This is a genomic window from Streptomyces sp. NPDC002640, from assembly GCF_053592575.1.
Map to the genome: position 1 here is coordinate 99,554 of NZ_JBSFVZ010000008.1, position 25,050 is coordinate 124,603.

General features: G+C 73.6%; 21 protein-coding genes. 8 read left to right on the plus strand and 13 right to left on the minus strand.

The genetic code is table 11. From position 1 onward, the window contains the following. Positions 1 to 148: 148 nt before the first annotated feature. On the plus strand, positions 149 to 436 hold the full coding sequence (locus ACWD3O_RS13125) for a zinc-ribbon domain-containing protein (protein WP_451413081.1): 288 nt from the start codon (positions 149 to 151) through the stop codon (positions 434 to 436). A gap of 108 nt (positions 437 to 544) precedes the next feature. Here the strand turns inward: ACWD3O_RS13125 and ACWD3O_RS13130 are convergent, their stop codons facing one another. Then, a complete protein-coding gene (locus ACWD3O_RS13130) occupies positions 545 to 3,349 on the minus strand; it encodes a penicillin acylase family protein (protein WP_451415904.1) in 2,805 nt (934 codons plus the stop codon). 328 nt (positions 3,350 to 3,677) lie between these two features. On the opposite strand from ACWD3O_RS13130, the gene ACWD3O_RS13135 reads away from it, so the two are divergent. After that, the gene (locus tag ACWD3O_RS13135; protein WP_451415905.1) at positions 3,678 to 6,317 is read left to right on the plus strand and encodes an alpha/beta fold hydrolase; all 2,640 of its coding nucleotides are present in this window, start codon (positions 3,678 to 3,680) and stop codon (positions 6,315 to 6,317) included. Next, positions 6,314 to 7,195 (plus strand): ABC transporter permease, encoded by an 882-nt coding sequence (locus ACWD3O_RS13140; RefSeq protein ID WP_451415906.1) that lies wholly within the window; start codon positions 6,314 to 6,316, stop codon positions 7,193 to 7,195. Before ACWD3O_RS13135 ends, ACWD3O_RS13140 begins: the two co-directional genes overlap by 4 nt. Positions 7,196 to 7,268: 73 nt before the next feature. Here ACWD3O_RS13140 and ACWD3O_RS13145 read toward each other — a convergent pair whose 3' ends face one another. Next, entirely contained in the window at positions 7,269 to 8,972 is a 1,704-nt protein-coding gene (locus tag ACWD3O_RS13145; RefSeq protein WP_451415907.1) for a carbohydrate-binding module family 20 domain-containing protein, read from the minus strand. Between the two features lie 473 nt (positions 8,973 to 9,445). Here ACWD3O_RS13145 and paaI point away from each other — a divergent pair, with 473 nt between their 5' ends. Continuing rightward, positions 9,446 to 9,856, plus strand: a complete 411-nt coding sequence (gene paaI / locus ACWD3O_RS13150; RefSeq protein WP_451416015.1) for a hydroxyphenylacetyl-CoA thioesterase PaaI — start codon at positions 9,446 to 9,448, stop codon at positions 9,854 to 9,856. After that, positions 9,846 to 11,192, plus strand: a complete 1,347-nt coding sequence (gene paaK, locus ACWD3O_RS13155; protein ID WP_451415908.1) for a phenylacetate--CoA ligase PaaK — start codon at positions 9,846 to 9,848, stop codon at positions 11,190 to 11,192. The genes paaI and paaK overlap by 11 nt, the downstream gene beginning before the upstream one ends. 307 nt (positions 11,193 to 11,499) lie before the next feature. Here paaK and ACWD3O_RS13160 read toward each other — a convergent pair whose 3' ends face one another. Continuing rightward, on the minus strand, positions 11,500 to 12,432 hold the full coding sequence (locus tag ACWD3O_RS13160; RefSeq protein WP_451415909.1) for an alpha/beta hydrolase fold domain-containing protein: 933 nt from the start codon (positions 12,430 to 12,432) through the stop codon (positions 11,500 to 11,502). 141 nt (positions 12,433 to 12,573) lie between these two features. Between ACWD3O_RS13160 and ACWD3O_RS13165 the strand changes: the two genes are divergently transcribed. Next, positions 12,574 to 13,086 carry a GNAT family N-acetyltransferase gene (locus tag ACWD3O_RS13165; protein ID WP_451415910.1) on the plus strand — a complete coding sequence of 171 codons (513 nt, stop codon included), beginning with the start codon at positions 12,574 to 12,576 and terminating at the stop codon, positions 13,084 to 13,086. 3 nt (positions 13,087 to 13,089) lie between these two features. Here the strand turns inward: ACWD3O_RS13165 and ACWD3O_RS13170 are convergent, their stop codons facing one another. From ACWD3O_RS13170 to ACWD3O_RS13180, 3 genes are read right to left on the minus strand one after another with little or no spacing between them, the layout of a single operon-like run. Further along, positions 13,090 to 13,428, minus strand: coding sequence for a deoxyxylulose-5-phosphate synthase (locus tag ACWD3O_RS13170; RefSeq protein WP_451415911.1), 339 nt, complete (start codon positions 13,426 to 13,428; stop codon positions 13,090 to 13,092). A gap of 28 nt (positions 13,429 to 13,456) precedes the next feature. Beyond that, positions 13,457 to 13,972, minus strand: a complete 516-nt coding sequence (locus tag ACWD3O_RS13175; RefSeq protein ID WP_451413072.1) for a DUF3291 domain-containing protein — start codon at positions 13,970 to 13,972, stop codon at positions 13,457 to 13,459. Positions 13,973 to 14,003: 31 nt separating this feature from the next. Next, the gene (locus ACWD3O_RS13180) at positions 14,004 to 14,642 is read right to left on the minus strand and encodes a helix-turn-helix transcriptional regulator (RefSeq protein WP_451415912.1); all 639 of its coding nucleotides are present in this window, start codon (positions 14,640 to 14,642) and stop codon (positions 14,004 to 14,006) included. 185 nt (positions 14,643 to 14,827) lie between these two features. On the opposite strand from ACWD3O_RS13180, the gene ACWD3O_RS13185 reads away from it, so the two are divergent. After that, a complete protein-coding gene (locus tag ACWD3O_RS13185) occupies positions 14,828 to 15,709 on the plus strand; it encodes an N-acetyltransferase family protein (RefSeq protein WP_451413070.1) in 882 nt (293 codons plus the stop codon). A 33-nt stretch (positions 15,710 to 15,742) separates the two neighbouring features. Here ACWD3O_RS13185 and ACWD3O_RS13190 read toward each other — a convergent pair whose 3' ends face one another. Further along, positions 15,743 to 16,780: a hypothetical protein gene (locus ACWD3O_RS13190; protein WP_451413069.1), complete on the minus strand. Its 1,038-nt coding sequence runs from the start codon at positions 16,778 to 16,780 to the stop codon at positions 15,743 to 15,745. Positions 16,781 to 16,952: 172 nt separating this feature from the next. Then, complete coding sequence (locus tag ACWD3O_RS13195) at positions 16,953 to 17,492, minus strand: MarR family winged helix-turn-helix transcriptional regulator (protein ID WP_451413124.1); 540 nt, start codon at positions 17,490 to 17,492, stop codon at positions 16,953 to 16,955. A gap of 69 nt (positions 17,493 to 17,561) precedes the next feature. Between ACWD3O_RS13195 and ACWD3O_RS13200 the strand changes: the two genes are divergently transcribed. Further along, positions 17,562 to 18,320 carry an alpha/beta fold hydrolase gene (locus tag ACWD3O_RS13200; protein ID WP_451415913.1) on the plus strand — a complete coding sequence of 253 codons (759 nt, stop codon included), beginning with the start codon at positions 17,562 to 17,564 and terminating at the stop codon, positions 18,318 to 18,320. 20 nt (positions 18,321 to 18,340) lie between these two features. Here ACWD3O_RS13200 and ACWD3O_RS13205 read toward each other — a convergent pair whose 3' ends face one another. The 5 genes from ACWD3O_RS13205 to ACWD3O_RS13225 form a co-directional block, all read right to left on the minus strand. Beyond that, positions 18,341 to 20,065 carry a sensor histidine kinase gene (locus ACWD3O_RS13205; protein WP_451415914.1) on the minus strand — a complete coding sequence of 575 codons (1,725 nt, stop codon included), beginning with the start codon at positions 20,063 to 20,065 and terminating at the stop codon, positions 18,341 to 18,343. Positions 20,066 to 20,211: 146 nt separating this feature from the next. After that, a complete protein-coding gene (locus ACWD3O_RS13210; RefSeq protein WP_451415915.1) occupies positions 20,212 to 21,816 on the minus strand; it encodes an N-acetylmuramoyl-L-alanine amidase in 1,605 nt (534 codons plus the stop codon). Positions 21,817 to 21,900: 84 nt separating this feature from the next. Continuing rightward, the gene (locus ACWD3O_RS13215) at positions 21,901 to 22,791 is read right to left on the minus strand and encodes an STM4011 family radical SAM protein (RefSeq protein ID WP_451413065.1); all 891 of its coding nucleotides are present in this window, start codon (positions 22,789 to 22,791) and stop codon (positions 21,901 to 21,903) included. Between the two features lie 10 nt (positions 22,792 to 22,801). After that, positions 22,802 to 24,241 (minus strand): STM4012 family radical SAM protein, encoded by a 1,440-nt coding sequence (locus ACWD3O_RS13220; RefSeq protein ID WP_451415916.1) that lies wholly within the window; start codon positions 24,239 to 24,241, stop codon positions 22,802 to 22,804. Beyond that, on the minus strand, positions 24,238 to 25,050 hold the full coding sequence (locus ACWD3O_RS13225; RefSeq protein WP_451415917.1) for an STM4013/SEN3800 family hydrolase: 813 nt from the start codon (positions 25,048 to 25,050) through the stop codon (positions 24,238 to 24,240). Before ACWD3O_RS13225 ends, ACWD3O_RS13220 begins: the two co-directional genes overlap by 4 nt.

A 25,050-nucleotide genomic window follows, 5' to 3' on the forward strand; every position in this document is an offset into this window, starting at 1 on the left:
GCAGGGGCTCGCGTGCATGGACCCCGGTCCTCCGGTGACCCGGGAGATGTACGCGAGGGACCGCCGGACGGGAACCCGGCAGCTCGGGGGACACGTTCCACCGGTGCGAGTACTGTGAGCGCACGCTGCCAGGGGGAAGGACCAGAATATGATCATCTTCGGTACCAAGGGCTACCTGTACCAGCTGGCCATGCTGACGCTGGTGTGCGGGAACTGCGGCAACCCCTCCGCGCACGCGCTGCGCAAGCAGGTCACGAAGTTCACGCTGTTCTTCGTGCCGCTGTTCCCCGTCTCGGTGAAGTACTCGTCGCAGTGCACCTTCTGCGGCATGCAGCGGCGGCTCACCGCCGCGGAGGCCGAGCAGCTGCAGGCCGGCGCGGCGGGCGGAGCGGGCCACCCGGTCCAGGGACAGCCGCAGCAGCCGTACCAGTCCTGAACGCCTGAACACCTCGCTCCCCGCCGGTACGGCCGGGCCGGACGGGCGACGGCGGACCGGAGCGGTCCGCCGTCGCCGTACGCCCGGCGGTCGTGCCGGGCGGTCGTGCTAGCGGTGTGAGCGGAACTCGACGACCTGCTGGTAGGTCGGGCGGTTCTGCCAGCTGATCGGGGCGTGGGTGATGCCCCCCAGCGCCCGGTGGATGACGGCGTCGGCGCACCACTGGTCCCCCGCCTCGCAGTGCTCGTCGCCGGGGTAGACCTGGGCGGCGGTGCGGCCGGCCGCCTCCTTCAGGGTGCGGGCCAGTACCTCCCGGCAGTCGGCCAGGTCGCCCGCGCCGCAGTACGGGCGGGCCAGGCCTCCGCGCACCTCCTCCCCCAGTACGGCGCGGAGGTCCTTGTCGACGTGGCTCCACCAGCCGTACTGGAAGGCGCTGCCCGCGTGCCCGCCGGTGGGACCGTGCGAGGCGCCCGGCGGTTCGTCGACGGGCAGGTTGGCCGTGAAGGCGCCGTACAGCTCCTCGCCCAGGCCGGGCGAGAACTGGGCCTTCACCAGCAGCGGCCACCACGCGTCGAGGATCCGGACGGCGTCCGCGTGCGCGTACCGCTTCGAGCCGCGCGAGGTCTCCGTGCGCAGGGCGCCGTCCTGGACCCAGGCGGAGAGCCGGTCGACGGCGTCGGCGACCGCGGGGTCGTCCACCGGGCCGCTCCGCAGCACCCTCAGAAGCCGGGGAAGCACCTGCTCGGCGCGCAGGTCCGCCAGCCCCGCCTCCGCCATGGCGCGGGTCAGCGACGCCCGGGTGACGTTCCCGTCCTCGACGAGGGCGGCGACGCGGTCGTCGAGCAGGTCCCCGCGGTGCACGGAGCCGCTGCCCCAGGAGGCGACGGAGTAGCCGTGGGCGAGCTTGTTGTTCCAGGAGATGTAGTAGTCCTGGTCGAGCGACTGCGGGTGCTGGGCGGGCGGCGTGTAGTCGGCCCGGTTGTCGGCCGGGTCCCAGTTCCGCCACTCGTAACGGGGGTCGGCCCAGGCCGGGAAGTCCGGATCGACGCCCGCGGCGCGGACCGGGTTGTCACCGCTGTTGTAGTAGGCGGTGCGTTCGGAGTCGGCGTAGAACCAGTTGAAGGTGAAGTTGATGTGGCGCGTCGCCTCCTGGAAGGTCTCCGGGCCGGTGACGTGGCCGGGGTCGTTGAGCATCTGGAAGCCGACGATCGAGTCGACCTCGTGCCGGTAGGAGGAGCGCAGGCTGGTGTAGGCGACCTTCTTGCCGCCGACGGTGGCGCGGTACTCCACCGGCCCGTACCTGGTCAGCCAGGCGCGCATGGTGTAGGAGCCGCGCGGGGTGGAGTCGGCGACGGTGGGCTTCCAGGAGTTGGTGTGCTCCACCTTCTCCATGGCCACGCACTCGCCGCGGTACAGGTAGTGGTGGTCGTCCTGGCACAGTTCCACGGCGTAGGTGTCGATGATGTCCTGCGCCGAGGTGGTTGCGGACCAGGCGTAGTCCTGGCCGCGGCCGAGCTGGACGTACATCGACAGTCCGGCGAACGAGGCGCCGCGGGCGCTGATGCCGGGCCCCTGGATCTCCTGGAGGAGCAGGAGCTGCGGGGCGAAGTAGCCGGTCTGCGGGCCGAAGACGGCGACGGGGTGGCCGCTCGCGGTGTGTTCGCCGCTGACGACCAGGGCGTTGGACATGCCGCGCCGGGCCGAGCCGACGGCGGCCTCGGCGGCCGCCTCGGTGACGGCCTCGGCGGCGGTGGTGGCGGCGCTGCCGGTGCGGTCGTGCACCAGCGGCTCGCGGGTCACCGACCCCGCATCGGGCAGGGCCGCGCCCCGCGGGTCGGCGGGGCGGCCGGCGTACGGGAAGCGGGCGCCGCGGACGGTCACCGCGGCCTCGGGGTCGTCGCGTTGGCGGAAGGACTCCCACACCCGGGTGCCCTCCTCGACGCCGTAACGGGACTGGGCGGCGAGCAGCGAGAGGGCGTTCTCCACCTCGCCCCCGCCGCCGGAGCCGAAGAGCGCGCCGATCACGGAGGCCAGCGCGACCAGGTCGGTCAGCTGGAAGCGCTCGATCTTCCCGAGGTTGAGGAGGGGGTCCTTGTGTCCGGTGAGCACGTACTCGCCGGGGAAGTAGCGGCCCCGGTCGGCGGCCGCGATGTAGGCGTTGATGCCGTCCAGGTAGGCCTGGGCGTCCGCCAGGGCCTGCCGGCCGCGTTCGCCGTTCTCGGCGGCCACCCGGTCGATCTGGGCCTGGAGTTCGGCCTCGGTGTAGGGGGCGGACCGCCAGAACTCCTGCTCCAGGGCCTGGTTGCCCGGGGCGCCGCCCGCGAAGGAGGTGAGCTGTCCGCGGCCGACGTGGCGGAAAACGTCCATCAGCCACAGCCGGTCCTCGGCGGCGGCGTACCCGGCGCCGAACTCGGTGCCGTAGCGGGTGGTTCCGGTGATGTGGGGCACGCCGGTGGCCTTGTCGCGGACGATGGTCACGTCGGTGCGTCCGGCGGGCCGCTTGGTGGAGGCCACCTGGTCGGCGGGGACGCCGAAGGAGGCGTCGTTGAAGAAGTCGTCGATGGTGGAGGCGGTCAGCTCCGGGTAGCCGGTGGCCAGATCCGCGTAGGGGCCGAGCTGGTCCCCGCTGTGCGCGGGGATGAGTCCGGTGGTCTGGTCGAGCAGAATCTCGGCGAGGGTCGCGGTACCGTCCGCGCCGGGCGGCAGGATGTCCGAGCAGCCGTCGCCGCAGTGGTCGGGGACCACGGCGGCCGTCGACGAGGCGGTGGCGGAGGGGGCGGCAGGGGCCTCCGGTGCGGCGGCGGCCGGCAGGACGGGGGTCAGCAGGGCGCAGAGCAGGGCGCCGGTCACCAGTCCGGCGCCTCTGCGGGCGAGGCGTCTGCTCGGGGCGGTGCTTGGGGTGTGCCGGGTCACGGCAGCTCCTCCCGACGGGTACGGGGGCAGGAGGTTACCGCCGGTAGTCGGGCCGCCATAAGACGCGGGCACGCCAGTTTCCGGGCAGGGATCGCGGGGTTTGTGAGGAAGGGGTGGAGGGTATCCGGGCGGTCGGGATCCGCCGGCGGCGGCCGGGCGCGGAAGGCGTCCGCCGTGGCCTCCGGCAGGCTTCCGGTCCGCCGGACCGCCGCTTTTATTACGGGCATCGGGCGCCTTCACGCCCAGACCGTTCCGTAAGGAGTGCGGTGCGGGAGCCCGGGGACCGGGGCCGGGCCGGGCGCCGGAAGGCCCCCCGTATCGTGGGCGCATGGATCTTCGATTGCCCAGGTGGCCACGGAACCGTGTGCTCGCGGCGGCCGCGGCCGCCGTCGTCCTGGCGGGCGCCGGCACCTGGACGGCTGCGGCCTCCGGGGACGAGGCGCCCCCGGTCCGGCACACCGAACAGATGATGACGATGGACGGTGGGGTGCGGATCGACACCTCGTACTTCACCTCCGGCCCGTCCGACGAGCGCCGCCCGGCCGTCCTGCTCGGCCACGGTTTCGGCAACGACAAGAGGGAGGTCCGCGAGCAGGCGGAGGTACTCGCCCGGGACGGGTACGCGGTGCTGACCTGGTCGGCCCGCGGCTTCGGGCGGTCCACCGGGAAGATCGGCATCAACGACCCGAAGGCCGAGGTCGCCGACGTCTCCCGGCTGATCGACTGGCTGGCCACCCGCCCCGAGGTGCGGTTGGACAAGAAGGGCGACCCGCGGCTGGGAGCCGCCGGCGCCTCCTACGGCGGGGCCATCGCCCTGCTGGCGGCCGGGCACGACGGCCGGATCGACGCGCTCGCCCCGGCGATCACCTACTGGAACCTGTCGGACGCGCTCTTCCCCAACGGGGTCTTCAAGAAGCTCTGGGCCGGGATGTTCATCAACTCCGGCGGCGGCTGCTCCCGTTTCGAGGAGGAGCTGTGCCGGATGTACGAGCGGGTCGCCCAGTCCGGCAAGCCGGACGTCGAGGCGATGGAGCTGCTGGCCGGGCGCAGCCCGGTGGCCGTCGGCGACCGCATCAAGGCGCCCACTCTGCTGCTGCAGGGCCAGAGCGACTCGCTGTTCCCCCTGGACCACGCCGACGCGGCGGCCCGCGCCATCCGCGCCAACGGCGCCCCGGTGGCGATCGACTGGATCGCCGGCGGCCATGACGGCGGCGACTCCGAGGGCGACCGGGTGCTGGCCCGCACCGGCGCCTGGTTCGACCGCTACCTCAAGGGCGAGGAAGGCACCGACACCGGTCCCGCCTTCCGTGTCACCCGCACCGGCGGCGTGGACTCGCGGGACGGCGACGCCCAGCTCGCCGGGGCCACCTCCGAGGAGTACCCCGGCCTGAACGGCGACCCGCTGCGGGTCCCGCTCGCCGGGAAGGAGCAGCGGGTGGAGAACCCCGCGGGTGCCGCGCCGCCCGCCGTCTCCTCCCTGCCGGGCATCGGCGCCGCGGCCGGCGGCGGCATGTCCCAGCTCTCCTCGCTGGGCGTCGGCGTCTCCCTGGACCTGCCCGGGCAGTTCGCGGCGTTCGAGTCGAAGCCGCTGACCGAGGACGTCCGGATCACCGGGTCCCCGACGGCGACCGTCCGCGTGGAGTCGACCGCCGAGGAGGCGGTGCTCTTCGCCAAGGTCTACGACATCGGCCCGGACGGCCGTCAGCAGGTCCTGCCGTCGCAGCTGGTCACGCCGGTACGGGTGCCGGCCGGCCAGGACGCGCGGCTCGCGCTGCCGGTCATCGACCACGAGGTCCGCTCCGGGCACCGGCTGCGGCTGGTCCTGGCCTCCACCGACCTGGCCTACGCCTCCCCCGCCGCCCCGGCGACGTACACGGTGTCCCTGCGCGGCGACCTGATGGTGCCGACCGCCGAGGACGTGCGGACGGCGGCCACCCCGCTGCCCGCCCGCGTCTGGTGGCTGCCGCTGGCCGGTCTGGTGATCGCGCTCGCGCTGATCGTCACCGCACGCCGCCGGGCCGCGACGCCTCCGCCGTCGGCGGAGCTCGCGGAGGTGCCGCTGGAGATCGGCGGGCTGAGCAAGCGGTACGCCGGATCCAGCGACCGCTACGCGGTGAAGGACCTCTCCTTCCGGGTGGAGCGGGGCCAGGTCCTCGGCCTGCTCGGCCCGAACGGCGCGGGCAAGACCACCACCCTGCGGATGCTGATGGGCCTGATCCGGCCGGACGAGGGCGAGATCAGGGTCTTCGGCCACGCGATCCGGCCCGGCGCGCCGGTGCTCTCCCGGGTCGGCGCCTTCGTCGAGGGCGCGGGCTTCCTCCCGCACCTGTCCGGCCGGGAGAACCTGGAGCTGTACTGGCGGGCCACCGGCCGTCCGGCCGAGGACGCCCACCTGGACGAGGCACTGGAGATCGCGGGGCTGGGCGACGCGCTGGAACGCGCGGTGCGCACCTACTCCCAGGGCATGCGCCAGCGCCTGGCCATCGCCCAGGCGATGCTCGGTCTGCCGGACCTGATGATCCTCGACGAGCCCACCAACGGGCTCGACCCGCCGCAGATCCGCGAGATGCGTGAGGTGATGATCCGGTACGCGGCCGGCGGCCGCACCGTGATCGTCTCCAGCCACCTGCTCTCCGAGGTGGAGCAGACCTGCACGCATCTGGTGGTGATGGACCAGGGCCGGCTGGTGCAGGCCGGTCCGGTGGCGGAGATCGTCGGCAGCGGCGACACCCTGCTGGTGGGGACCACCGAGCCGGTGGCCGCGCCGCTGGCCGAGAAGATCGCCGCGCTCCCCGAGGTGGACACCGCGGTGGTCACCGACGACGGCCTGCTGATCCGGCTGAAGGCGGGCGGCGGCACCAGCCGTCTGGTCTCCGAACTGGTGCGGCTGGACGTGCCGGTGGAGTCGGTGGGCCCGCACCGACGCCTGGAAGACGCGTTCCTCACCCTGATCGGAGGCTCCGCATGAGCACGCTCACCGAGCCCGCGGCCGCCCCGGCGCGGAACGCGACCGCCGACGGCTACCGGCCGGGCCGGACCCTGCCGCTGCGCGTCGAGTTCGTCCGGCAGCTCAAGCGCGGCCGGACCCTTGCCGTGGGAGCCGTGCTGACGCTGCTCCCGGTGGTGATGGCGGTGGCCTTCGCCATCGGCGACGACGAGGAAGGTCCGGGCCGCCGGATCAACCTGATGGACACGGCGACGGCGTCCGGGGCCAACTTCGCCGCGACGTGCCTGTTCGTCTCGGCGAGTCTGCTGCTGGTTGTGCCGGTGGCGCTGTTCTGCGGCGACACCGTGGCCTCCGAGGCCAACTGGTCCTCGCTGCGCTACCTGCTGGCGGCCCCGGTGCCCCGGATGCGGCTGCTGTGGTCCAAGCTGGCCGTCGGACTGACGATGAGCCTGGCCGCGATGGTCTGGCTGCCGCTGGTGGCGCTGGCCGTCGGCTCGGTCGCCTACGGCTGGGGCCCGCTGCGCATTCCCACCGGGGGGTCGCTGCCGGTGACCGACGCGCTGTGGCGGCTCGCGGTGATCGTCGGCTACCTGTTCGTGTCCCAACTGGTCACCGCCGCGCTGGCGTTCTGGCTCTCCACCCGTACCGACGCGCCGCTGGGCGCGGTGGGCGGCGCGGTCGGCCTGACCATCCTGGGCAGTGTGCTGGACCAGGTGGAGGCGCTCGGCACCTGGCGCGAGTTCCTGCCCGCCCACTGGCAGTTCGCCTGGGCGGACGCCATCCAGCCGCAGCCGGTCTACGACGGGATGCTGCAGGGCATGTCGGTCTCGGTCGCCTACGCGCTGGTCCTCTTCGCCCTGGCGTTCCGCGGGTTCGCCCGCAAGGACGTCGTGTCCTGACCCGGGACGGGCTCACGACAGGGCGGCCGGGGTGCGTGGTTCCGCACCCCGGCCGCCCTCGTCCGTTCACCGGTCAGGCGCGCCAGGTGTCGTTCAGCGTGACCCTGCCGGTGGCCGGCACGGTGAGGGTGCGGTTGCTCCCGGACTCCCAGGTGACGGACCCGGACGCGTTCTTGCGCACATACTTGTAGGCGCAGGTCGTCCCCGCGGGCAGGGTGACGTCCAGGCTCCAGACCGGGTAGGCGGCCGGGTCCAGCTTGGGTGCCTTGGCCGTGTCCCAGCCGCCCAGCTGGGCGCAGTCGCCGGCGACGTGGATGTTCTCGCCGGGGACCGTGGTGGCGTTCACCTGGAACGAGGCGCCGCCGCCCGGCTGCGGCTGCGGCTGCCCGCTGCCGGCGCAGGTGCGGGCCCCGGCGTGCAGGGCCACCGCGGTGCCGGCGCCGAGGGTGGCGGTGAACTGGCCGGCCGAGTTCACGGTGACGTTCCGCCCGGACTGCACGTCGCAGTAGTCGCCGGCGGGCAGCGAGGTCTGGAACGTCCGCGAGAACGAGGTGGTGGTGTGGTTGATCGCCACATAGGCCTTGCTGCCGCGGCCGAAGGCGATCCGGTCGCCGCCGTCGTCCCACCAGTTCGTCACCGCCTGTCCGCGGGCGGTGTTGCGCCAGGCGACCATGGAGGAGATCTCCCGCCAGTCGTGCTGGCACTTCCACCCGTCGCTGTAACAGGCGTTCACCTGGCCCCCGTTGGGGGGACCGGCGTCGTGGTCGGTGAACTCGTAGCCGGAGTGGACGTCCGGGGAGCCGTAGGGCCAGGCCAGCATGAAGACGTTGGCGAGGGTGTAGGTGGAGCCGCTCTTGTAGTTGAGCGTGTCGCCGTTGCGCTCGGTGTCGTGGTTGTCGACGAAGACGCCGGCCTTGGCGGAGCTCAGGTGGCCCCAGCTCTCACCGAAGTTCTTCAGGTAGGCCAGGTTCTCGTTGGTGAAGACCCGCTTGAGGTCCCGCGCGTAGCGGAACTCCTGCACGTCACCGGTGTTGAGGTACTCGTCGGGCTGGACGGCCTCACCGGCGCCGTGGATCACCTCGTGCTTCCAGTAGGCGTTCGGGTTGGTCAGCCGGGACTTGATGTTCGCGAGGTCGGCCGCGGGCATGTGCTTGGCGGCGTCCACCCGGAAGCCGTCGGCGCCGAGCGAGAGGAGGTCGTTCATGTACGCGGCGATGCGCCCGCGGACGTAGTCCTCACCGGTGTCCAGGTCGGCCAGGCCGACCAGTTCGCAGTTCTGGACGTTGCCCCGGTCCCCGTAGTTGTTGATCTGCGAGGTGCAGTTGTCGAAGTCGGGGGCCGAGTAGATGCCCGGGTAGTTGTACTTGGTGTAGGAGGAGCCGCCGGTGCCGGTGCCGGAGCCGGCCGACATGTGGTTGATCACCGTGTCGACCACGACCTTCACGCCCGCCGCGTGGCAGGTGTCGATCATGTTCTTGAACGCGGTGCGGTCGCCGAGGCGCCCGGCGATCCGGTAGCTGACGGGCTGGTAGGAGGTCCACCACTGCGAGCCCTGTATGTGCTCCTGCGGGGGCGAGACCTGGACGTATCCGTAGCCGGCGGGGCCGAGCCGGTCGGTGCACGCCTTCGCGACCGAGGCGAACTTCCACTCGAACAGGACGGCGGTCACATCCTTGTCGCCGGGCGGGGCGGCCTGCGCCGGGGTCGGTGTCGCCACGACGGCCGTCGCGACGCCCGCCACGAGGGCGAGAGCCGCGGCCATGCTCTTTCTGGCCATGCGTCCTCCACGAAGGGGAGAGGGGAAACTGCGGGGGGAATCCGGGGGCACGGTGGGACAACGCGCGGTGCAAGAACCGGACGGAGCTTGCTGCAAGCCCTTGCAACCGCCGCGCGTCGCGACCGTACGAGCGGCCCGACCAGGCGTCAAGCCCTCGCGCAGCAACGCTTCTTCATGATCGTCCGCGCAATTCCGGACACTTGACCCGACGCCGCCCAGACCGAACGCGCGGGGCCCGGACGCCCGCGTGCGCAGCCCGGACCACGCCCCTCCTCAGCCGCTCAGCGCCGTCTCCGCACCCTCTCCGCGCCCTGGCCGACCCCTGCCCACCGGCCTGTCCACACCCCTTGACAGCCCTGTGGCCTGGCTGAATTACTGATCCTGCGCACGAAAACCGAATGTTCGGTCGGTAACACAGGGTGGTGGTATCGGTGACGCGGGCTGCTCAGGGCTCCCCCGGTCCGGCGGAGACCATGTTCGCGGCGGACGAGGCGTCGGCCCGGCTCGGCATCGAGCCGCTGGAGCACGGCCCGGGGACGGCCGTGTGCCGGATGCGGGTGACCCGCGCGATGGTCAACGGCCACGGCACGGCCCACGGAGGCCACCTGTTCCTCCTCGCCGACACCGCCTTCGCCTGCGCCTGCGACAGCCGCGGTCCGGTGACCGTGGCCGCGGGCGCCGACATCGATTTCGTCGCCCCCGCCCACGAGGACGACGTCCTGGTGGCCACCGGCCGGGAGCGGGTCTCCTTCGGCCGCAGCGGCCTCTACGACGTCACGGTCCGGCGCGGGGACGAGGTGGTCGCGGAGTTCCGCGGCCGCAGCCGCGCGGTCGGCGGCGGAGCCGGCCGCCTCCAGCACCCGAGGAGTCGCGATGACCGCTGACGTGTCCGTTCCGCAGACCCGCCCCGCCCGCCCGGGCGAGGCACCCCCGGCGGACCTGCTGGACGACGCCGAGCGCCTGACCCGCGAGGAGCTGCGGGCGCTCCAGCTCGAGCGGCTCCGCGCCTCGCTGCGGCACGCCTACGACAACGTCGCGTTGTACCGGCTCAGGTTCGACGAGGCCGGCATACGCCCGGAGGACTGCCGCTCCCTGGAGGACCTGAGCCGGTTCCCGTTCACCACCAAGAGCGACCTGCGGGACACCTACCCCTTCGGCATGTTCGCCGTGCCGATGCCCGAGGTCCGCCGGGTGCACGCGTCCAGCGGCACCACCGGCCGTCCCACGGTGGTCGGGTACACCGAGAACGACCTGTCGGTCTGGTCCGACCTGGTGGCCCGCTCGATCCGCGCCGCCGGCGGCAGGCCTGGCCACAAGGTGCACGTCAGCTACGGCTACGGCCTCTTCACCGGCGGCCTCGGCGCCCACTACGGCGCCGAGCGCGCCGGGTGCACGGTCATCCCGGCGTCCGGCGGCATGACGGCGCGCCAGGTGCAGATCATCCAGGACTTCCGCCCCGAGATCATCATGGTCACGCCCTCCTACATGCTCACCCTGCTCGACGAGTTCGAGCGTCAGGGCGTCGACCCGCGCACCACCTCGCTGCGGGTCGGCATCTTCGGCGCCGAGCCCTGGACGGAGGAGATGCGGCGCGAGATCGAGGAGCGGGCGGGGCTGCACGCGGTGGACATCTACGGCCTCTCCGAGGTGATGGGGCCGGGCGTGGCGCAGGAGTGCGTGGAGACCAAGGACGGCCTGCACGTCTGGGAGGACCACTTCCTCCCGGAGGTCGTCGACCCGGTCACCGGCGAGGTGCTGCCGGACGGCGCCGAGGGCGAGCTGGTGTTCACCAGCCTCACCAAGGAGGCGCTGCCGGTGGTCCGTTACCGCACCCGCGACCTCACCCGGCTCCTCCCCGGCACCGCGCGGCCGGCGTTCCGCCGCATCGAGAGGATCACCGGGCGCTGCGACGACATGATCATCCTGCGCGGGGTGAACGTCTTCCCCACGCAGATCGAGGAGGTCGTCCTGCGCGTCCCCGGTCTGGCCCCGCACTTCCAGGTGGAGCTGACCCGGCGGGGCCGGATGGACCACATGACGGTCCTGGTGGAGGCGCGGCCGGACACGGGGGCGCAGCGGCGGGAGGAGGCGGCCCGTGAGGTGGTCCGAGGGGTCAAGGACGGGGTGGGGGTGAGCGTCGAGGTGCGGGTGGTCGACCCGGACACCCTGGAGCGCTCCGTCGGCAAGCTGAAGCGGGTCAAGGACCTCCGGGAGGACTGACGGGCCCCCGGAGGGACGACACGGAGGGGCACCGCGGAAGCTGCGCTGCGGAGGGGCCGCCGCGGCGGAGCCCACGGAGGGGTGCGCTGCCGCGCAGGATCCCTGCGGAGGGGTGCCGCGGCGGAGCCGTGCGGAGGGGTGCCGCGGAGAATGCCTTGCAGAGGGCTTCGCGGCGGAGCCCTGGAAGGGTGCCGCGCAGGAGCACGCGGAGGGCTGCCGCGGTGGAGCCCCACGGAAGGGCGCCGCGCGAGAAGCGGGGCCCCTTCCCCGCCCGGCTGCGGTGGCGGGCTTCGGCGGAGGTCGGCCGTCAGCCCTTCACCGCCTCCCGGACGCGGCTCGCCATCAGCCCGTACACCTCGCGGGCCAGCGCCTCGTCGCGCACGTCGTAGCCGTGGTCGACGCCCGGCACGTCGTGATGCTCGACCAGCGCGTCGACCGACCGCAGCCGTTCCGCGTACCGGACGGCCTCGTCGCGCAGCAGGTCGTGCTCGGCGGTCACGATCACGGCGGGGGCGATGCCGCGGAGGTCGGCGGTGTCGGCGGGGTGCGCCGGGGAGGCGAGGCGGTCGGTGCGCAGGCGGGGGTCGGGCGTGTAGGAGCCGTTGAAGACGTCGCACTGCCAGGGTCTCAGCGCGGGCCGTGGGACGGCGGCCGATTTGGCGCGCGGGCCGGTCGCGAGGTCCAGCCCGGGGTAGTGCAGCACCTGCAGCGCGATCTCCGGACCGCCCTTCTCGAACGCCAGCCGGGACGCGGCCGCGGCGAGGCTGCCTCCGGCGCTGTGTCCCCCGACGGTGAGCCGGCCACCGTCCCAGCCGTGTTCGGCGCCGCGCTCGGCGACCCGGCACACCACCTCGTAGGCCTGGTGGACGGGGGCCGGGAACGGGTGCTGCGGTGCGAGGACGTAGTCCACGTTCACCACGACCACCCCCGCCTCGGCGGCGAGGAACCGGCAGAACGCGTCGTCCATCGCGGTCAGCGGGAGGACGAAGCCACCGCCGTGGAAGTTGACGTGGACCGGCGGGGCGGTGTCCTGCTCCCCCGGCGGGCGGTACACCGCCACCCGGGCCGGGGCGACCGTCGTCGGCACCGTCACCACGGAGGCGTTACGCGGGTGTTCGGGGAAGCGGCGGGCGGCGACCGCGCCCGGCCCGCGCCGGCCGTAGCGGTCGGCGAGACGGACCGCGACCTGCATCGCCCGGGCCGCCGCGGCAGCCACCGGCGGTGTGGCGAGAAAGGGCATGGGGGCGGTTCCTTCCGGTCGGCAACCGGGCGTGCGGAAGCACGGCGGAGCCGCAGCCTAGCGGCGCGGGCCGACCGGACGGAACAGCGTCGGCCGGACCCGGACGGCGTCGCCGACGGGCCGCGTGGAAGGATGCGTGCCATGTCCACGGCTCGTCACGCCACCGCCGCCCCTTCCGCCTTCTCTGTTCCGGCGGGCGCGCCGACACGGGTCACGGGCGAGCACGTCCCCGCCCTGACCGCCTTCCTCGGCGAGGTCGACCTCACGCTCAGCGGCCTGGACGCCCCCTCGGTACGGCTCTGGATCGACCGTGGCCCCGACGGGGCGGTCACCGGGAGCACCGGCTACGAAGTGAGCGCGGACGGGCGGCACGCCCTGATCCGCAGCGTGGCGGTGAGCCCGGCGGCCCGACGCGCGGGCTACGGCACCGCGCTGGCCCGTTTCGCCCTCGCCCGTGCGAGGGAGGAGGGTGCCGAGCACGCGTGGCTGTTCAGCCGGCGTTCCGGTCCGTTCTGGCAGAAGCTGGGCTTCGCCCCCGCCGACCGGGACGCCCTGGCCTCCGCCCTGGCCGGGACCCACCAGGTCCGTCTCTTCACCGCCACGGGGCAACTGGCGCGCGAGGTGGCCTGGTCCCGGTCGTTGCCGGCGGGCTGAGCGTCAGGCACGGGGTCGCGCGGCGGGCCCGTGCGATCCGGTCCGCCGCGCGTGGGCGAGCCGTTCCCGCACCTCACGGAGGGTCCGCGGAGGGTAGCCCGGGCCGCACCCGCAGCAGCAGGTCGAGCGGAAGTCGACCCCGGCGTTCAGCAGGACGCCCACCACCCGCCACCCCTCCTCGTCACGCCGCGCGGGAGCGGCGAACACCGAGCCGGCGTGGATCAGCGGCCCCGCGCAGCGCGGACAGACCCCCACCCGCCCCTCGTCCCCCCGCCGCGGGAAGGCCTGCTTCCAGGAGGCACGGCAGGGCAGGCAGACGTACGACGTCCTGGCGATTCCCATGAGGGTCACGACAGGACTCGCCCCGGCGTCACGGCGCGGCGATTTCCGTCGCCGTCTCCGCTCGGCCAGCGGACGCGGGCGCGGCCGGCGGCGCGGGCGCGGGGAAGGTCTCGCGGAAGGTGAACGCCCGCGGCCCCGGACCCAGTTCGCGCACCAGGGCGACCTTCTCCATCGCCTCCGCGGCGGTGGGGCGGTGCCCCTGGGGCACCCACCACAACGCCTGGTGCGCGTCCTTCATCCGCCGGAACCACTCACGGCGCCGGCTCAGCACCCGCAGGTGGTCGGAGTGGTAGGTGAAGGCGCGGAGCGCCTCCACCGACTCCCAGACCGAGCAGTTGATCAGCAGCAGGTCGTCCCCGCCGTCGGGCCGCAGCCCGGTGGAGTCCGCGCCGCCTTCGTCGACCATGCGCCAGACGAATCCCGGGCTGCGGTCGGCCAGTGCGTTGATCGTGGGCAGTTCGGCGACGAATCCGGCGAGTTCGGGTCCGTCCAGCGGGCCGACGATACGGCCGACGTTGACCTGGGCGAGGTGAAAGGTCGTCATGGGCCCAGACTGACCCACCCACCTTCTACAGTCAACCTCCATTGTTTTTAGAAAGTGCCACACAGCAGCCGCCGGGACAGGGTTCCATCACCGCACGCCACTCCTCGTCCGCCATGCCGTCGAGCAGCGCGAGGTTCATCCCGCAGATCAGGGCGGGGAACTCGTCCGCCAGCGCGTGGAAGGGGCAGTTGCGCAGCCGCAGCGTCTCCCCGTCCCAGAAGGGCTGGTAGCCGCGCTCCTTCAGCAGCTCCTCCAGGTCACCGGCGGCCGCCTCGGGGTCCGCCGCGCCCGCCGCCCTCGCGGCCGCCTGCAGCTCCCGGTCCAGGCCCGCCCTGTCCACCACTTCGGCGAGCAGCCGTCCGGCCGCGTCGTACGACCGGGGCGGCACGGAGACGGCATGCTCGCCGTCCGCCCGCCGGTACACCTTCGCGGGTCGACCCGCCCCCGGCCCGGCCTTCCCCGACAGCCGCCGGAACGACACGTCCAGCAGCCCCGCCTCGACCAGCTTGTCCAGGTGGTGCGCGGCCAGCGACCGCGAGACACCGACCGCTTCGGCCGCCGCGTCGCGCCCCACCTCCTCCGGCGCGGCCGCGACATGGCGGTACAGGCGTCGGCGCACGGGATCACCCAGCACGCCCAGCACGGTGAAGGCGGAGTCCTCAGCAGTCATCCGACGAGTCTATGACCAACGGCCGTACCCGAAAGAGCCGTGCACGCCCGGCCGACCGGCGCACCCGGGGTCCGCGCAGGCCCGGCCACCCCCTGGGGCGGCGCCGGAAAACCGGAGGCGACATCACCGCGGCGCGTGGTCGACTGGGGTGTTCGAACCCCCTTCCCCCCTCTCCCGGAGCCGCCTTGTCCATCCGTGTCACCGCCCTGACCGATCCCGACCGCACCCCGTCCGGTCACCGTCTCGCCTGGCTGGCGAGCGACGCCGGGGAGCATCCGCTCGGATCCGCGTTCCTGCGGGTGTTCACCAAGGAGGGGCAGGAGCACCTGGCGGAGCTCTCGCTCACCGTGCACCCCGCGGAGCGCCGCCGGGGCGTCGGGACGCGGCTGCTCGAGGCGGCCCTGGCCGGAGCGCGGCGGGAGACCCGGCGGTCGGTGATCGCCCAGGCGGAGGCGGGATCGCCGGGTGACCGGTTCCTCGCCGCGCACGGCTTCCGCAGGGTGCTGGCCCTGACGTACGCGCGACTGGCCCTCGACCGGCCGGACGGCGCCACGGTCGACGCGATCGCCGGGCGGCCGCACCCGGGCTACCGCCTGGTGTCCTGGGAGGGCGCGGTCCCTCCGGAGCTGGCGGCCACGTTCGCCGACTCCCGCCGCGCGATGGACGACATGCCGATGGACGACACGGACTACGGCGTCGTCGTCTGGGACGTGGAGCGCGTCCTGGCCGCCGCCCGGGCGATCACGGAGCGCGGGGATCTGCTCAGCACGGTCGCGGCCGTCGACGTCTCGGACGGCTCGATCGTCGGCTTCTCGGAGCTCGTGGTGCCGGGGGACGGCAAGGGCGACGGACAGCACTACGGCACGGGTGTCCTGCCCGAGCACCGCGGCCACGGGCTCGGCCTCCGGATGAAGGCCGAGTCGATCCGCCTGGCCCGCACCGCCCACCCCGGGCTCACGGGCCTGGTCACCGACACGGCCGACAGCAACACCGCCATGCGGCGGATCAACGACACCCTGGGCTACGAACCGACCCACACCGCCCTGGAGTACCAACGGGACCTCTGAGCCCACCGGCCTCCCGCCCCGCCGTCCCGGGGGTCATGCGTAGCTCGCGTAGGCGAACAGCGTCACGCCCAGCAGCACCGGTGCGGTCAGCCACCACGAGCGCACCGCGGCGTAGACGCCGGCGAACACGGTGAACACCAGCGTGAGCACACCGGCGATGCCCGCCAACAGGCGCAGCCCGTCGGCCAGCGGCATCTTGTCGGCGACCTGGACACTGGTCACGATGAAGGCGATCACCGCGGCGAGCAGACCGAGCGTCCCCAGGGACTCGGACCGCAGCTTGGCCAGCTCGGCCTCCTCGCGGCGCCGGATGGTCTCGGCGACCGCGCCGAGCCGGAGGTCCATCTCCTGGTCCAGCCGTTCGGTCGTCTCGCGCAGCGCCTCCCGGATGCGCTCGGTCTCCGCCCGGAGCCGGATGTCGGCCCGCAGCCGCTGGTACTCGATGACCCGGATCGCGTAGCCGTTCTGGCTGGAGTCCTCGAGGTCCAGTGCCCGCCGGATCGCGGCCTCGGCCTCCTCGTGCCGGCCCAGCAGGGCGCACAACTGCCCCTTGACCGCCCGGAACCTCGCCCGTTCCGGGTCCGCCTCGATGGACCGCTCCACCCTGCCCAGCGCCTGCTCCAGTTCCTCCCGCGGCACGTCGGCGCCGGACCAGCCCAGTTCGGCCAGGACGCGGGCGTGGTGGGCGACGAGCGGCTGGTTGTTCGGGTAGGAGGCCAGGGCCCGCGCGGCGTACTCGACCGCGCTCCCCAGGTCGGGTCCGCCGGGGTGCAGGAGGGCCATGTCGGAGTCGAGCACGGCGCGCATCGGCATGTCGTCGAAGTGCCCCGCGTGACGTTCGTAGAGGCGGCGGAAGCGGTCGGAGTCCAGGACCCTGCGGTGCCTGGCCAGCAGGACGTACAGCGCGTCGAAGCTCCGCTTGCGGTCGCTCCCGTCGGCGACCAGCGCCTCCAGGGAGTCCATGTCCTCCTCGGTCAGCCGGTCGCAGAGCACTCCGGCCCGCGCGTGGTACTCGGACGACGCGTGCGGGGGCATGCTGTCGAGAGCCCCCGTGATGTCGATGGAGAGCATGTCGCGCCTTCCTCCCGCCCCTGGCTCCGGCGCCCCGGCCGTGCCCTGTCCTGGTCCGGCCCGTGGGCCGCGGCCCCAGTACACCGCCCCGGCCGAAGATCCACAAGCGGGCCTCGCGCCAATGAGGGGGGCGACGAACGGAGTTGGGAGACCGGCGGGCGACTGGGGATGCCTACGGCGCGTCCCCCTCGCTCCGCCGTCGGGGCGGGGCAGGCGGTGTCGTGCCGTCCATGTCGACGTCGTCGAAGAGGTCGAGCATCCGGGCGAGGACCTTGACGCAGGCGTCCAGTTCCGCGTCGGTGAGGTCGCCGCCGATCTGGCGGAGCTGGGCGTGCTCGTGGGCGACGACCGTGCGCACCGCCCGCTCCCCCGCCGGGGTGAGGGCGATCAGCGAGGAGCGCCGGTGCGCCGGATTGGGGCGGGTCTCCGCGTAACCGCGGGCGAGCGCGTCGTTGACCATCCGCTGCACGAACTGCCGGCTGAGCGCCTGCGCCCGGCTCATCTGCGGCACCGTCAGGGGCCCGTTGCGGTGCAGCAGGTCGAGGACGGCGCGCACCCCGACACCGAGCCCGTCGACCGGCGTCTCCTCCTCGATCCTGCGGAAGACCTTGCGGTAGAGCGGGCCGACCAGGTCGAAGACCTCCATCAGCCGACGGGCCCGGGCGTCCGGGTCCGACGGGTCCGACGGGTCGGGGCGCTCGTCCTGGCTCATCTCGTCGTCCACCCCTCCATTATGACACCTGGGTTGTCATTCCTTGGAAACAATGACACCTTGGTTGTCATGAAGACCTTCGCCAGCGACGACGGCGCCCTCGCCTACGCCGAAGCAGGACCCGGCAGCGGCCCGTTGGTCGTCCTTCTGCACTCCGGTTTCGCCGACCACACCGTGTGGTCGGCCCAGATGCCCGTCCTGGCCGAGCGTTTCCACGTGGTGGCGCCGGACGCGCGCGGGCACGGCGGCTCGGCCAACGCGAGCCGGCCCTTCCGGTCGGCCGACGACGTGGCAGCGCTGGTGCGCCACCTGGACCGCGGCCCGGCGGTGCTCGTGGGGGTGTCCATGGGCGCGTCCGTCGCCGTGGAGACCGCACTTGAACACCCCTGGGCGGTGCGGGCTCTGTCGCTCTCGGGCGGCGGCGTGACGGCACCCCCGCCGGTCCACGACGCCGGGGACGCGCCTCCCCTGGCGGTGTTCGCGCCCGACTGGCCGTTCTCCATGCTGCACCACCACGATCCGGAGACGGTGCGGATCCTGCGCGAGGCGCTGTCCGGCACGTTGGCCAAGCACACGGCGGACGAGCCGAACCTCCAGGTGCAGATCCCGGACGTGGCGTCACGGATCGGCGAGCTGGCCGAGGTGCCGGTGCTGGCCCTGGACGGGGAGCACGAGTCCGCCGACAACCTGGGCGCCACCTCCGCGGTCACCGACGCCGTGAAGGACGGCCGGAGGGTCCGCGTCCCCGGGGCGATGCACATGCCCAACATGGAGAACCCGCAGGCATACAACAAGGCACTGCTCGAGTTCCTCGACTCACTGCCGTAGACCTCGGCCCGGTCGCGGCGTCAGCCCTCGACGGGCAGCGGGACCTCCCAGACCAGCGTGGTGCCCCCGTCCGGCGGGGTGGTGAGCGTGAGCGAGCCGCCCCGCTGTTCGGCGCGTTCGGCCATGTTCCGCAGCCCGCTACGCCGTCCGCCCGAAGCCAGGCCGACGCCGTCGTCGGTGACCGTGAGCCGCACGGTGCGGCCGTCGGTCTCCACCACCACGTCGGCCCGGTCGGCGCGCGCGTGACGGGCGATGTTGGCCATCCCCTCGGCGAGCACCGCCACCAGGTCGTCGGCCACCCGGCCGGGCACCACCGTGTCGACCAGCCCCTCGATGCGCACCCCGGGCGCGTAGCCGAGCACGGACGCGGCCTCGCCCGCCACCCGGACGACCCGGGAGCGGAGGGTGACCGCTCCCTCGCCGTCGCGGGCGCGGAGTCCGAAGATGGTGGACCGGATGATCTTGATGGTCTGGTCGAGGTCGTCGACGGCGCGCAGCACCCGGTCGGCGGCCACCGGGTGCTCGATGAACCGCCCGGCGCTCTGCAGGGTCATCCCGGTGGCGAACAGCCGCTGGATGGCGAGGTCGTGGAGGTCGCGGGCGATCCGGTCGCGGTCCTGCAGCACGGCCATCTGCTCGGCGTCGCGGCGCCGTTCGGCCAGTTCCATGGCGATCGCCGCCTGCGCGGCGAACGCCTGCAGCTGTTCCGTCTCCTCGCCGGTGAAGGCGGGGCCGCCGGCCTGGCGGGCGAGCAGCACCACGCCGCGCACTCCCTGGCCGCCGTCCCCGATGGGCACCGCCACGGCGGGACCGTGGCCGGGCAGCAGCGAGACGTCGCCGGGCCGGTCCTCCCTGCCCGAGCGGTCCGGCCAGAAGGCCGGGGCGGCCGTGGAGAAGGCACGCCCCAGCAGGCTCTCCCCCAGTTCGAGCACCAGCCCGCCCAGTTCGTCCGCCCCCTCGCCGGTGGCCAGTTCGACCCGGAGGGCCACGCCGTCCTCCAGGGGCACCGCGACGACCGCCCGGGCGGCGCCGGTTATCTCGCGCGCCCGGTCGGCCATCAGGCCGAGTACGTCGGCGCGGCCGGTGCCGGACATCAGGCTGTGGGTGATCTCGGCGTTGGCGCGCAGCCACCGCTCCCGCAGCCGGGACTCCTCGTAGAGACGGGCGTTGTCGATGGCGACGCCGGCCGCGACGGCGAGCGTGGACAGCACCGACTCGTCGTCCTCGTCGAACTGGGCGCCGCCGCTCTTCTCGGTCAGGTAGAGGTTGCCGAAGACCTGGTCCCGCACCCGGATGGGCACGCCCAGGAAGCTGTTCATCCGCGGATGCCCCGGCGGCAGCCCGTAGGACGCGGCGTGCTCGGAGAGTTTGGTGAGCCGCAGCGGCTCGGGGCGGCGGATGAGCTCGCCGAGGATGCCGTGCCCCTCGGGGAAGGGGCCGATCCTCCCGATCCGTTCGTCGCTCACACCGATGGTGTGGAAGGCGGAGAGGCGGCGGCCGTCCGGTCCGATCACCCCGAGGGCCGCGTACCGGGCGTCGACCAGGACCGCGGCGGCTTCCACGATGCCGTGCAGGGCCTGCTGGAGGTCGAGCTCCCTGCCGACCGACAGCACGGCCTCCAGGAGGCTGTGCACCCGGTCCCGGGTGCCGCGGGCGGCGTCGAGACGGGCCTGCACCTCGCCCAGCAGTTCGTCGAGCCTGAGCTGGGGCAGCCGCACCCGCGGCTCCAGGGGTTCGTCAGCCACCGGTCGGCCCCTCCACATCTTCCCGACAACGGTCCGCAACCGTGAAGATTACGTGATGGACGCGGACGCGGGACCGGGGGCCGGAAAGCCGGTCACCCCCGCGCGACGGGCGCGCGGGGGTGACGGGCGGGAGGTGCGGCCGGGGGTCAGCGGCCGGCCTGGAGGGCCCCCCAGGTGCCGGAGCCCACGATGCCGTCCACGGTCAGCGCGCGGCTGGTCTGGTATTCGCGGACCGCCGTGGCCGTGCCCGAGCCGAAGACGCCGTCGGCGTCCACGGTGCGGCCCAGCGCCGCGGTCAGGCCGCGCTGGAGACGCTGCACGTCGGCTCCGGAGCTGCCCTGCTGGAGCACCGGCCTGGTCCCGGCGGTGAGCAGCGCGGTCCAGGTGCGCTTGCCGACCACGCCGTCGGACGTGAGGCCCTTGGCGGTCTGGAAGGCCTTGACCGCGGTGGTCGTGCCGGACCCGAAGACGCCGTCGACCGTGCCGGCCTTGTAGCCCTGCTGGTTCAGCAGGTACTGGGCGGCGCGGACCAGGTCACCGGTGGAGCCGGCGCTGATCGACGTGTAGGCCGGGAAGCTCAGCCGCACCTCGCCGCCGGAGTTCGAGCCGCCGATGAGCTGCATGTAGTACGACCAGTCCCAGTACGGGCCGGGGTCGGTGTGGTCGTTGCCGGGCACCTCGACGTGGCCGACGATGTGCGCGCGGTCCTTGGGGATGCCGTAGCGGTCGGCGAGGTGCTTGGTGAGCGCGGCGGACGAGCGGTACATGGCGTCCGTGAACCACTTGGGGTCGCTGACGTACCCCTCGTGCTCGATGCCCACGCTGTAGGGGTTGCCGGACCGGGCGTGCCAGGCGGTGTCCTTCTCGCGGACCGACTGGGTGACCTGGCCGTCCGAGGAGCGGATCGTGTAGTGGGCGCTCACGTCGGAGGACGGGTTCTGGTACCAGCTGATGGACCCGGCGTACGACCCCTGGGTGACGTGCACCACCACATGGGTGATCGCGGAGCTGCGGCCGACCGTGTAGTTGGAGGCGTCGGCCGGGACCCACAGGGCCGGGGCGTAGTCGGTGCTGGCGACGCCGAAGTCCCCGCCGGCCCGCTCCAGCTTCCCCCGGTCGGGCTCGACCGTCCGGGGGGCCACCCGCACCGTCTCGCCGGTCTCGGCGCGCGCGGTCAGGCCCTGGCCGAGGAAGTCGTACACCGCGTCCGCGTAGAGCCGGGCGGCGCGGTCGTCCTCGGCGCCGCCGTAGGCGGCCACCGTCTCGTACCAGGCGCCCGCGTCACGGCGGTCGGCCGCGTCGAGGCCGTGCTCGTCGGCCGTCGCCCTGAGGACGGCGGCGCCGCCCAGGATGTTGGCGGAGGTGTCCTCGCGCAGCCGGGACCCCGGCAGCCCGGTCAGTTCCGCCGCCTGCTCCAGCGTCCGGTGGGTGGGGTTGCTGACCAGGTGCATCACGCCGTAGCCGTTGGCCTGGCTGGGCTCGCCGTCGTGGCCGTCCAGGCGGCTCTCGCCGTGGGCGACGGCGACCAGCAGGTCGCGCGGCACGCCGTACTCGGCGGCGGCGCGGGCGAAGGCCCGCGCCGTGGGCCCGGTGGACGCGTCGGCGGCCACCGCCCCGTCCGGCGCGGGGGCGGCGACGCCGGCGGGTGCGCCGGTGACCAGCAGCGCGGCCGCGAGCAGCGCGCCCAGGGCCGGGACGGCGGTACGTCTGAACAGGACCGTTCGTGTCCGGTGCGCCGTTCGTGTGCTCAAGGTTCCTCCAGATCGGGGGAGCGGGCCGCGGGGCCGCCGTGTCGTGCGGGCGCGCACCACTCCAGCCGATCCGTCATGCGCACGTCAATAGGCCCTCGGTGTTTCGAGCGGGACCGGCACGCGCGCTGACGGGGCGTCGGCGGGAATCCGCTCCAGGACCCCGCCCGCGAAGACGTCGTACAGCGGCAGTGTCTCCAGGTGGACGTAGCCGATGTGACAGTCGCACACCGCGAGCGGGCAGGCGCGGGGCCGCAGAGCCGCACGGAACGAATCGTCGTACAGGTTGCCCAGTTCCGCACGGACGAAGTGGCAGCGGCGGACCGTCCCGTCCCCGTCCACCGAGACCACCGACTCACCCGTCCGGCAGGGCAGGCCGCCGCTGCGGTGCGGGTGACGGCTGTAGGGGAACAGCGGGTCGAGCGCGGTCCACCGCTCGGCCTCGGCGTCCGAGTAGGCGTGCCCGTCGGCCGCGTTGACCCAGAGGTACACCCGTTCGGGAAGATCGGCGCGCAGGCGCCGCGCGTGGTCCAGATGGTCCGGCAGGCCGACCACGCCCACGCTGAAGCGGACCCCACGGGCGGTCAGGTCGTGCGTCTTGGCGAGGAACCGGTCGTAGGGGGTCTGGCCGGGGTGGTAGGTGCACCACAGGGCGAGGGTGTCCGGGTCGGCCTCGGCCAGCCAGTCGGTGCGGCAGCTGAGGTTGGTCTGGATGGCGACGCGGCGGACGTGCGGCAGGTGGGACAGCCGCACCATGGCCCGGCGGTACCAGGAGCGCACCAGCCCTTCGCCCCACGGGGTGAACAGGACGGACAGCGAGTCCTCGGTGCGGGCCGCCACCCAGTCGGTGAAACGTTCCAGGGCGGCCCGGTCGGCCCGCAGCTGGTCCGGGGTGTCGCGCCGCTTGGCGAAGGGGCAGTACGGGCAGTCGTAGTCGCAGGAGGCCAGCGGGCCGCGGTACAGGAGCGTCAGGTCCATCGCGGTCCGCTCACTTCGGGTCGTAGGAGGCCATCGCGGCGCGGACCGCCGGCGAGAACAGTTCGGGTCCGAGGGCGTCCGAGTGGGCGAGGCCCTCCTCGGAGAGCCGCAGCAGCCCCGCGGGAGCGGAGTCGTCCAGCCAGCCGCAGTCGGCGAACCGGGCCAGTTCGCCGGGGAAGTCGGCCTCCGGAGCGGAACCGAAGCGGGCCCGGTAGTCGTCGGCGTCCATCCCGTCGGCCTGGAGCAGCGACTGGAGCAGGTGGCGGCGGCGCGCCTCGTCGCCGTCGACCGCCCGGCCGTACTCGGCGAACCGGAAGTCCTCGGCGGGGCGTGCGGTGTAGTCGTCGACGATGGAGCGGATCTGCCGCATGTCCACGGCGTAGTCGAAGGAGTAGTGCAGCTCCCGGGTGTAGGAACGGGCTCCGCAGCCCAGACCGATCATGCCGTCGGTCTGGCAGGCGTAGTCCTCCTCTCCCGTGGCGGGGGCGTCGGCGCGGCGGAACATGCGCATGGACCGCTGCCGGTAGCCGTGGGCCCGCAGGTGGTCGCGGCCGGCGCGGTAGAGCGCGAGGCGCTGCCGGTCCCAGGCCGCGTCCGCGTCGGCGCCGAGCCGGCCGAGGCCGGTCAGCGGGCGGACGTAGAGCGGGTAGAGGTAGATCTCCTCCGGGTTCCAGGCCAGGGCCGCGTCCAGGGACTGCCGCCAGGTCCGTTCGGTCTGGCCGTCGATGCCGTAGATGAGGTCGATGTTGAGGACGGGGATGCGGGCGTCCCGGATCCGGCCGAGCGCCGCCTCGACGTCGGCCCGCCGCTGGGGGCGGACGGCGGCGCGCGCCTCGGAGTCCACGAAGCTCTGCACGCCCAGGCTGAGCCGGGTGGTCCCGCGGTCGGCGAGGACGGCGAGCCGGTCGGCGGTGGCGGTCGCCGGTGACGCCTCCACGGAGAGCGGGACGGCCCGAAGGTCGGCGCCGGCGCGCCGCTCGGCGATGTCGCAGAGCCGCTCGAGTTCGGCGGCGGTCAGGAAGGTGGGGGTGCCGCCCCCGAACGCGGCGGTGGCGAACCGCACCGGCCCGTCCCCGAGGGCCTCGCGGACGACGGCGGCCTGGCGGTCCAGGGCGTCCAGGTAGGCGCCGGTGAGCCCGTCGGGCGCGCCGATCCGGGTGAACAGGTTGCAGAAGCCGCAGCGGACCTCGCAGAACGGGATGTGCAGGTAGAGCGAGAGCGCGTCCTTGGGCTCGCCCGCCCACAGTCCGGCGAGCGCGGGCCGGGGCTCCAGGCGCCGGTAGGCCGTCTTGTGCGGGTAGGCGTACACGTACTGGCTGTACGGACGCGGCGCGGCGGCGGTGGCGGGCGGCTCCGGCGCGGCGGAGGTCGCGGGAGCGGCAGCGGTCGCCGGAGCGGCAGTGGTCGCAGGGGCCGGCGGCGTGAGGGGCGCGGGCGCGGGGGTGGTCATCGTGCCTCGTCGGGGTCGAGGAAGAAGTGGGCGTAGGGCACGGTCCACACCACGGGGTGACCGAGGCGGTGCCCGGTCCAGCCGTCGTCCCCGTAGGCGGTCCCGTGGTCGGAGCAGACGACGGCGAAGCAGCGGCGACGGCTGCGCACGGCGTCGAAGAGCCGGCCGATGTGCCGGTCCACGTACTCCAGGGCGGCCGCGTGGCTGGCCCGGGTGTCGCCGTGTTCACGGGTGGCGCCGGGCAGGTGGAACCAGTTCGGCTGGTGCAGTGCGGAGACGTTGACGAAGAGGAACAGCCGCTTCTCGTGCGGCAGCCGGGCCACGATCTGCTCGGCGCACGCCACCTGGGCCTCGAAGGAGGTGGGCGAGGGCACGCCGAACTCCGGTTCCCAGTGGGACTCCGCGAAGAGGCCGGGCAGCACGGAACCCAGCGGGCCCTGCTTGTTGAAGAAGCCGACGCCGCCGACGCACGCCGTGTGGTAGCCGGCCTCGGCCAGTCCGGAGACCAGGTCCGGGGTGTCGTGGACGAAGGTGCCGGCGGCCGTGGTCTCGCTGCCCGCGAACCGCGCGGCGAACAGCCTGGGGTGCGGGCCCGGCCGGGCCGGGGTCGGCAGGAACCCGGCGAACATCGCCTGGTGGGAGGCGTAGGTGAAGCTGCCCGGCGCGTGCCGCTCCTCCCACCGCCCGCCGGGCAGGTGGCGGGCGAGGTGGGGGATGCGCCCGGCCTCGGCCAGTTCGACGGCCACGTCGTACCGGAGGGTGTCGAGGGTGACCATCAGCAGGTCGTGGCTGCCGACGATCTCGTTCAT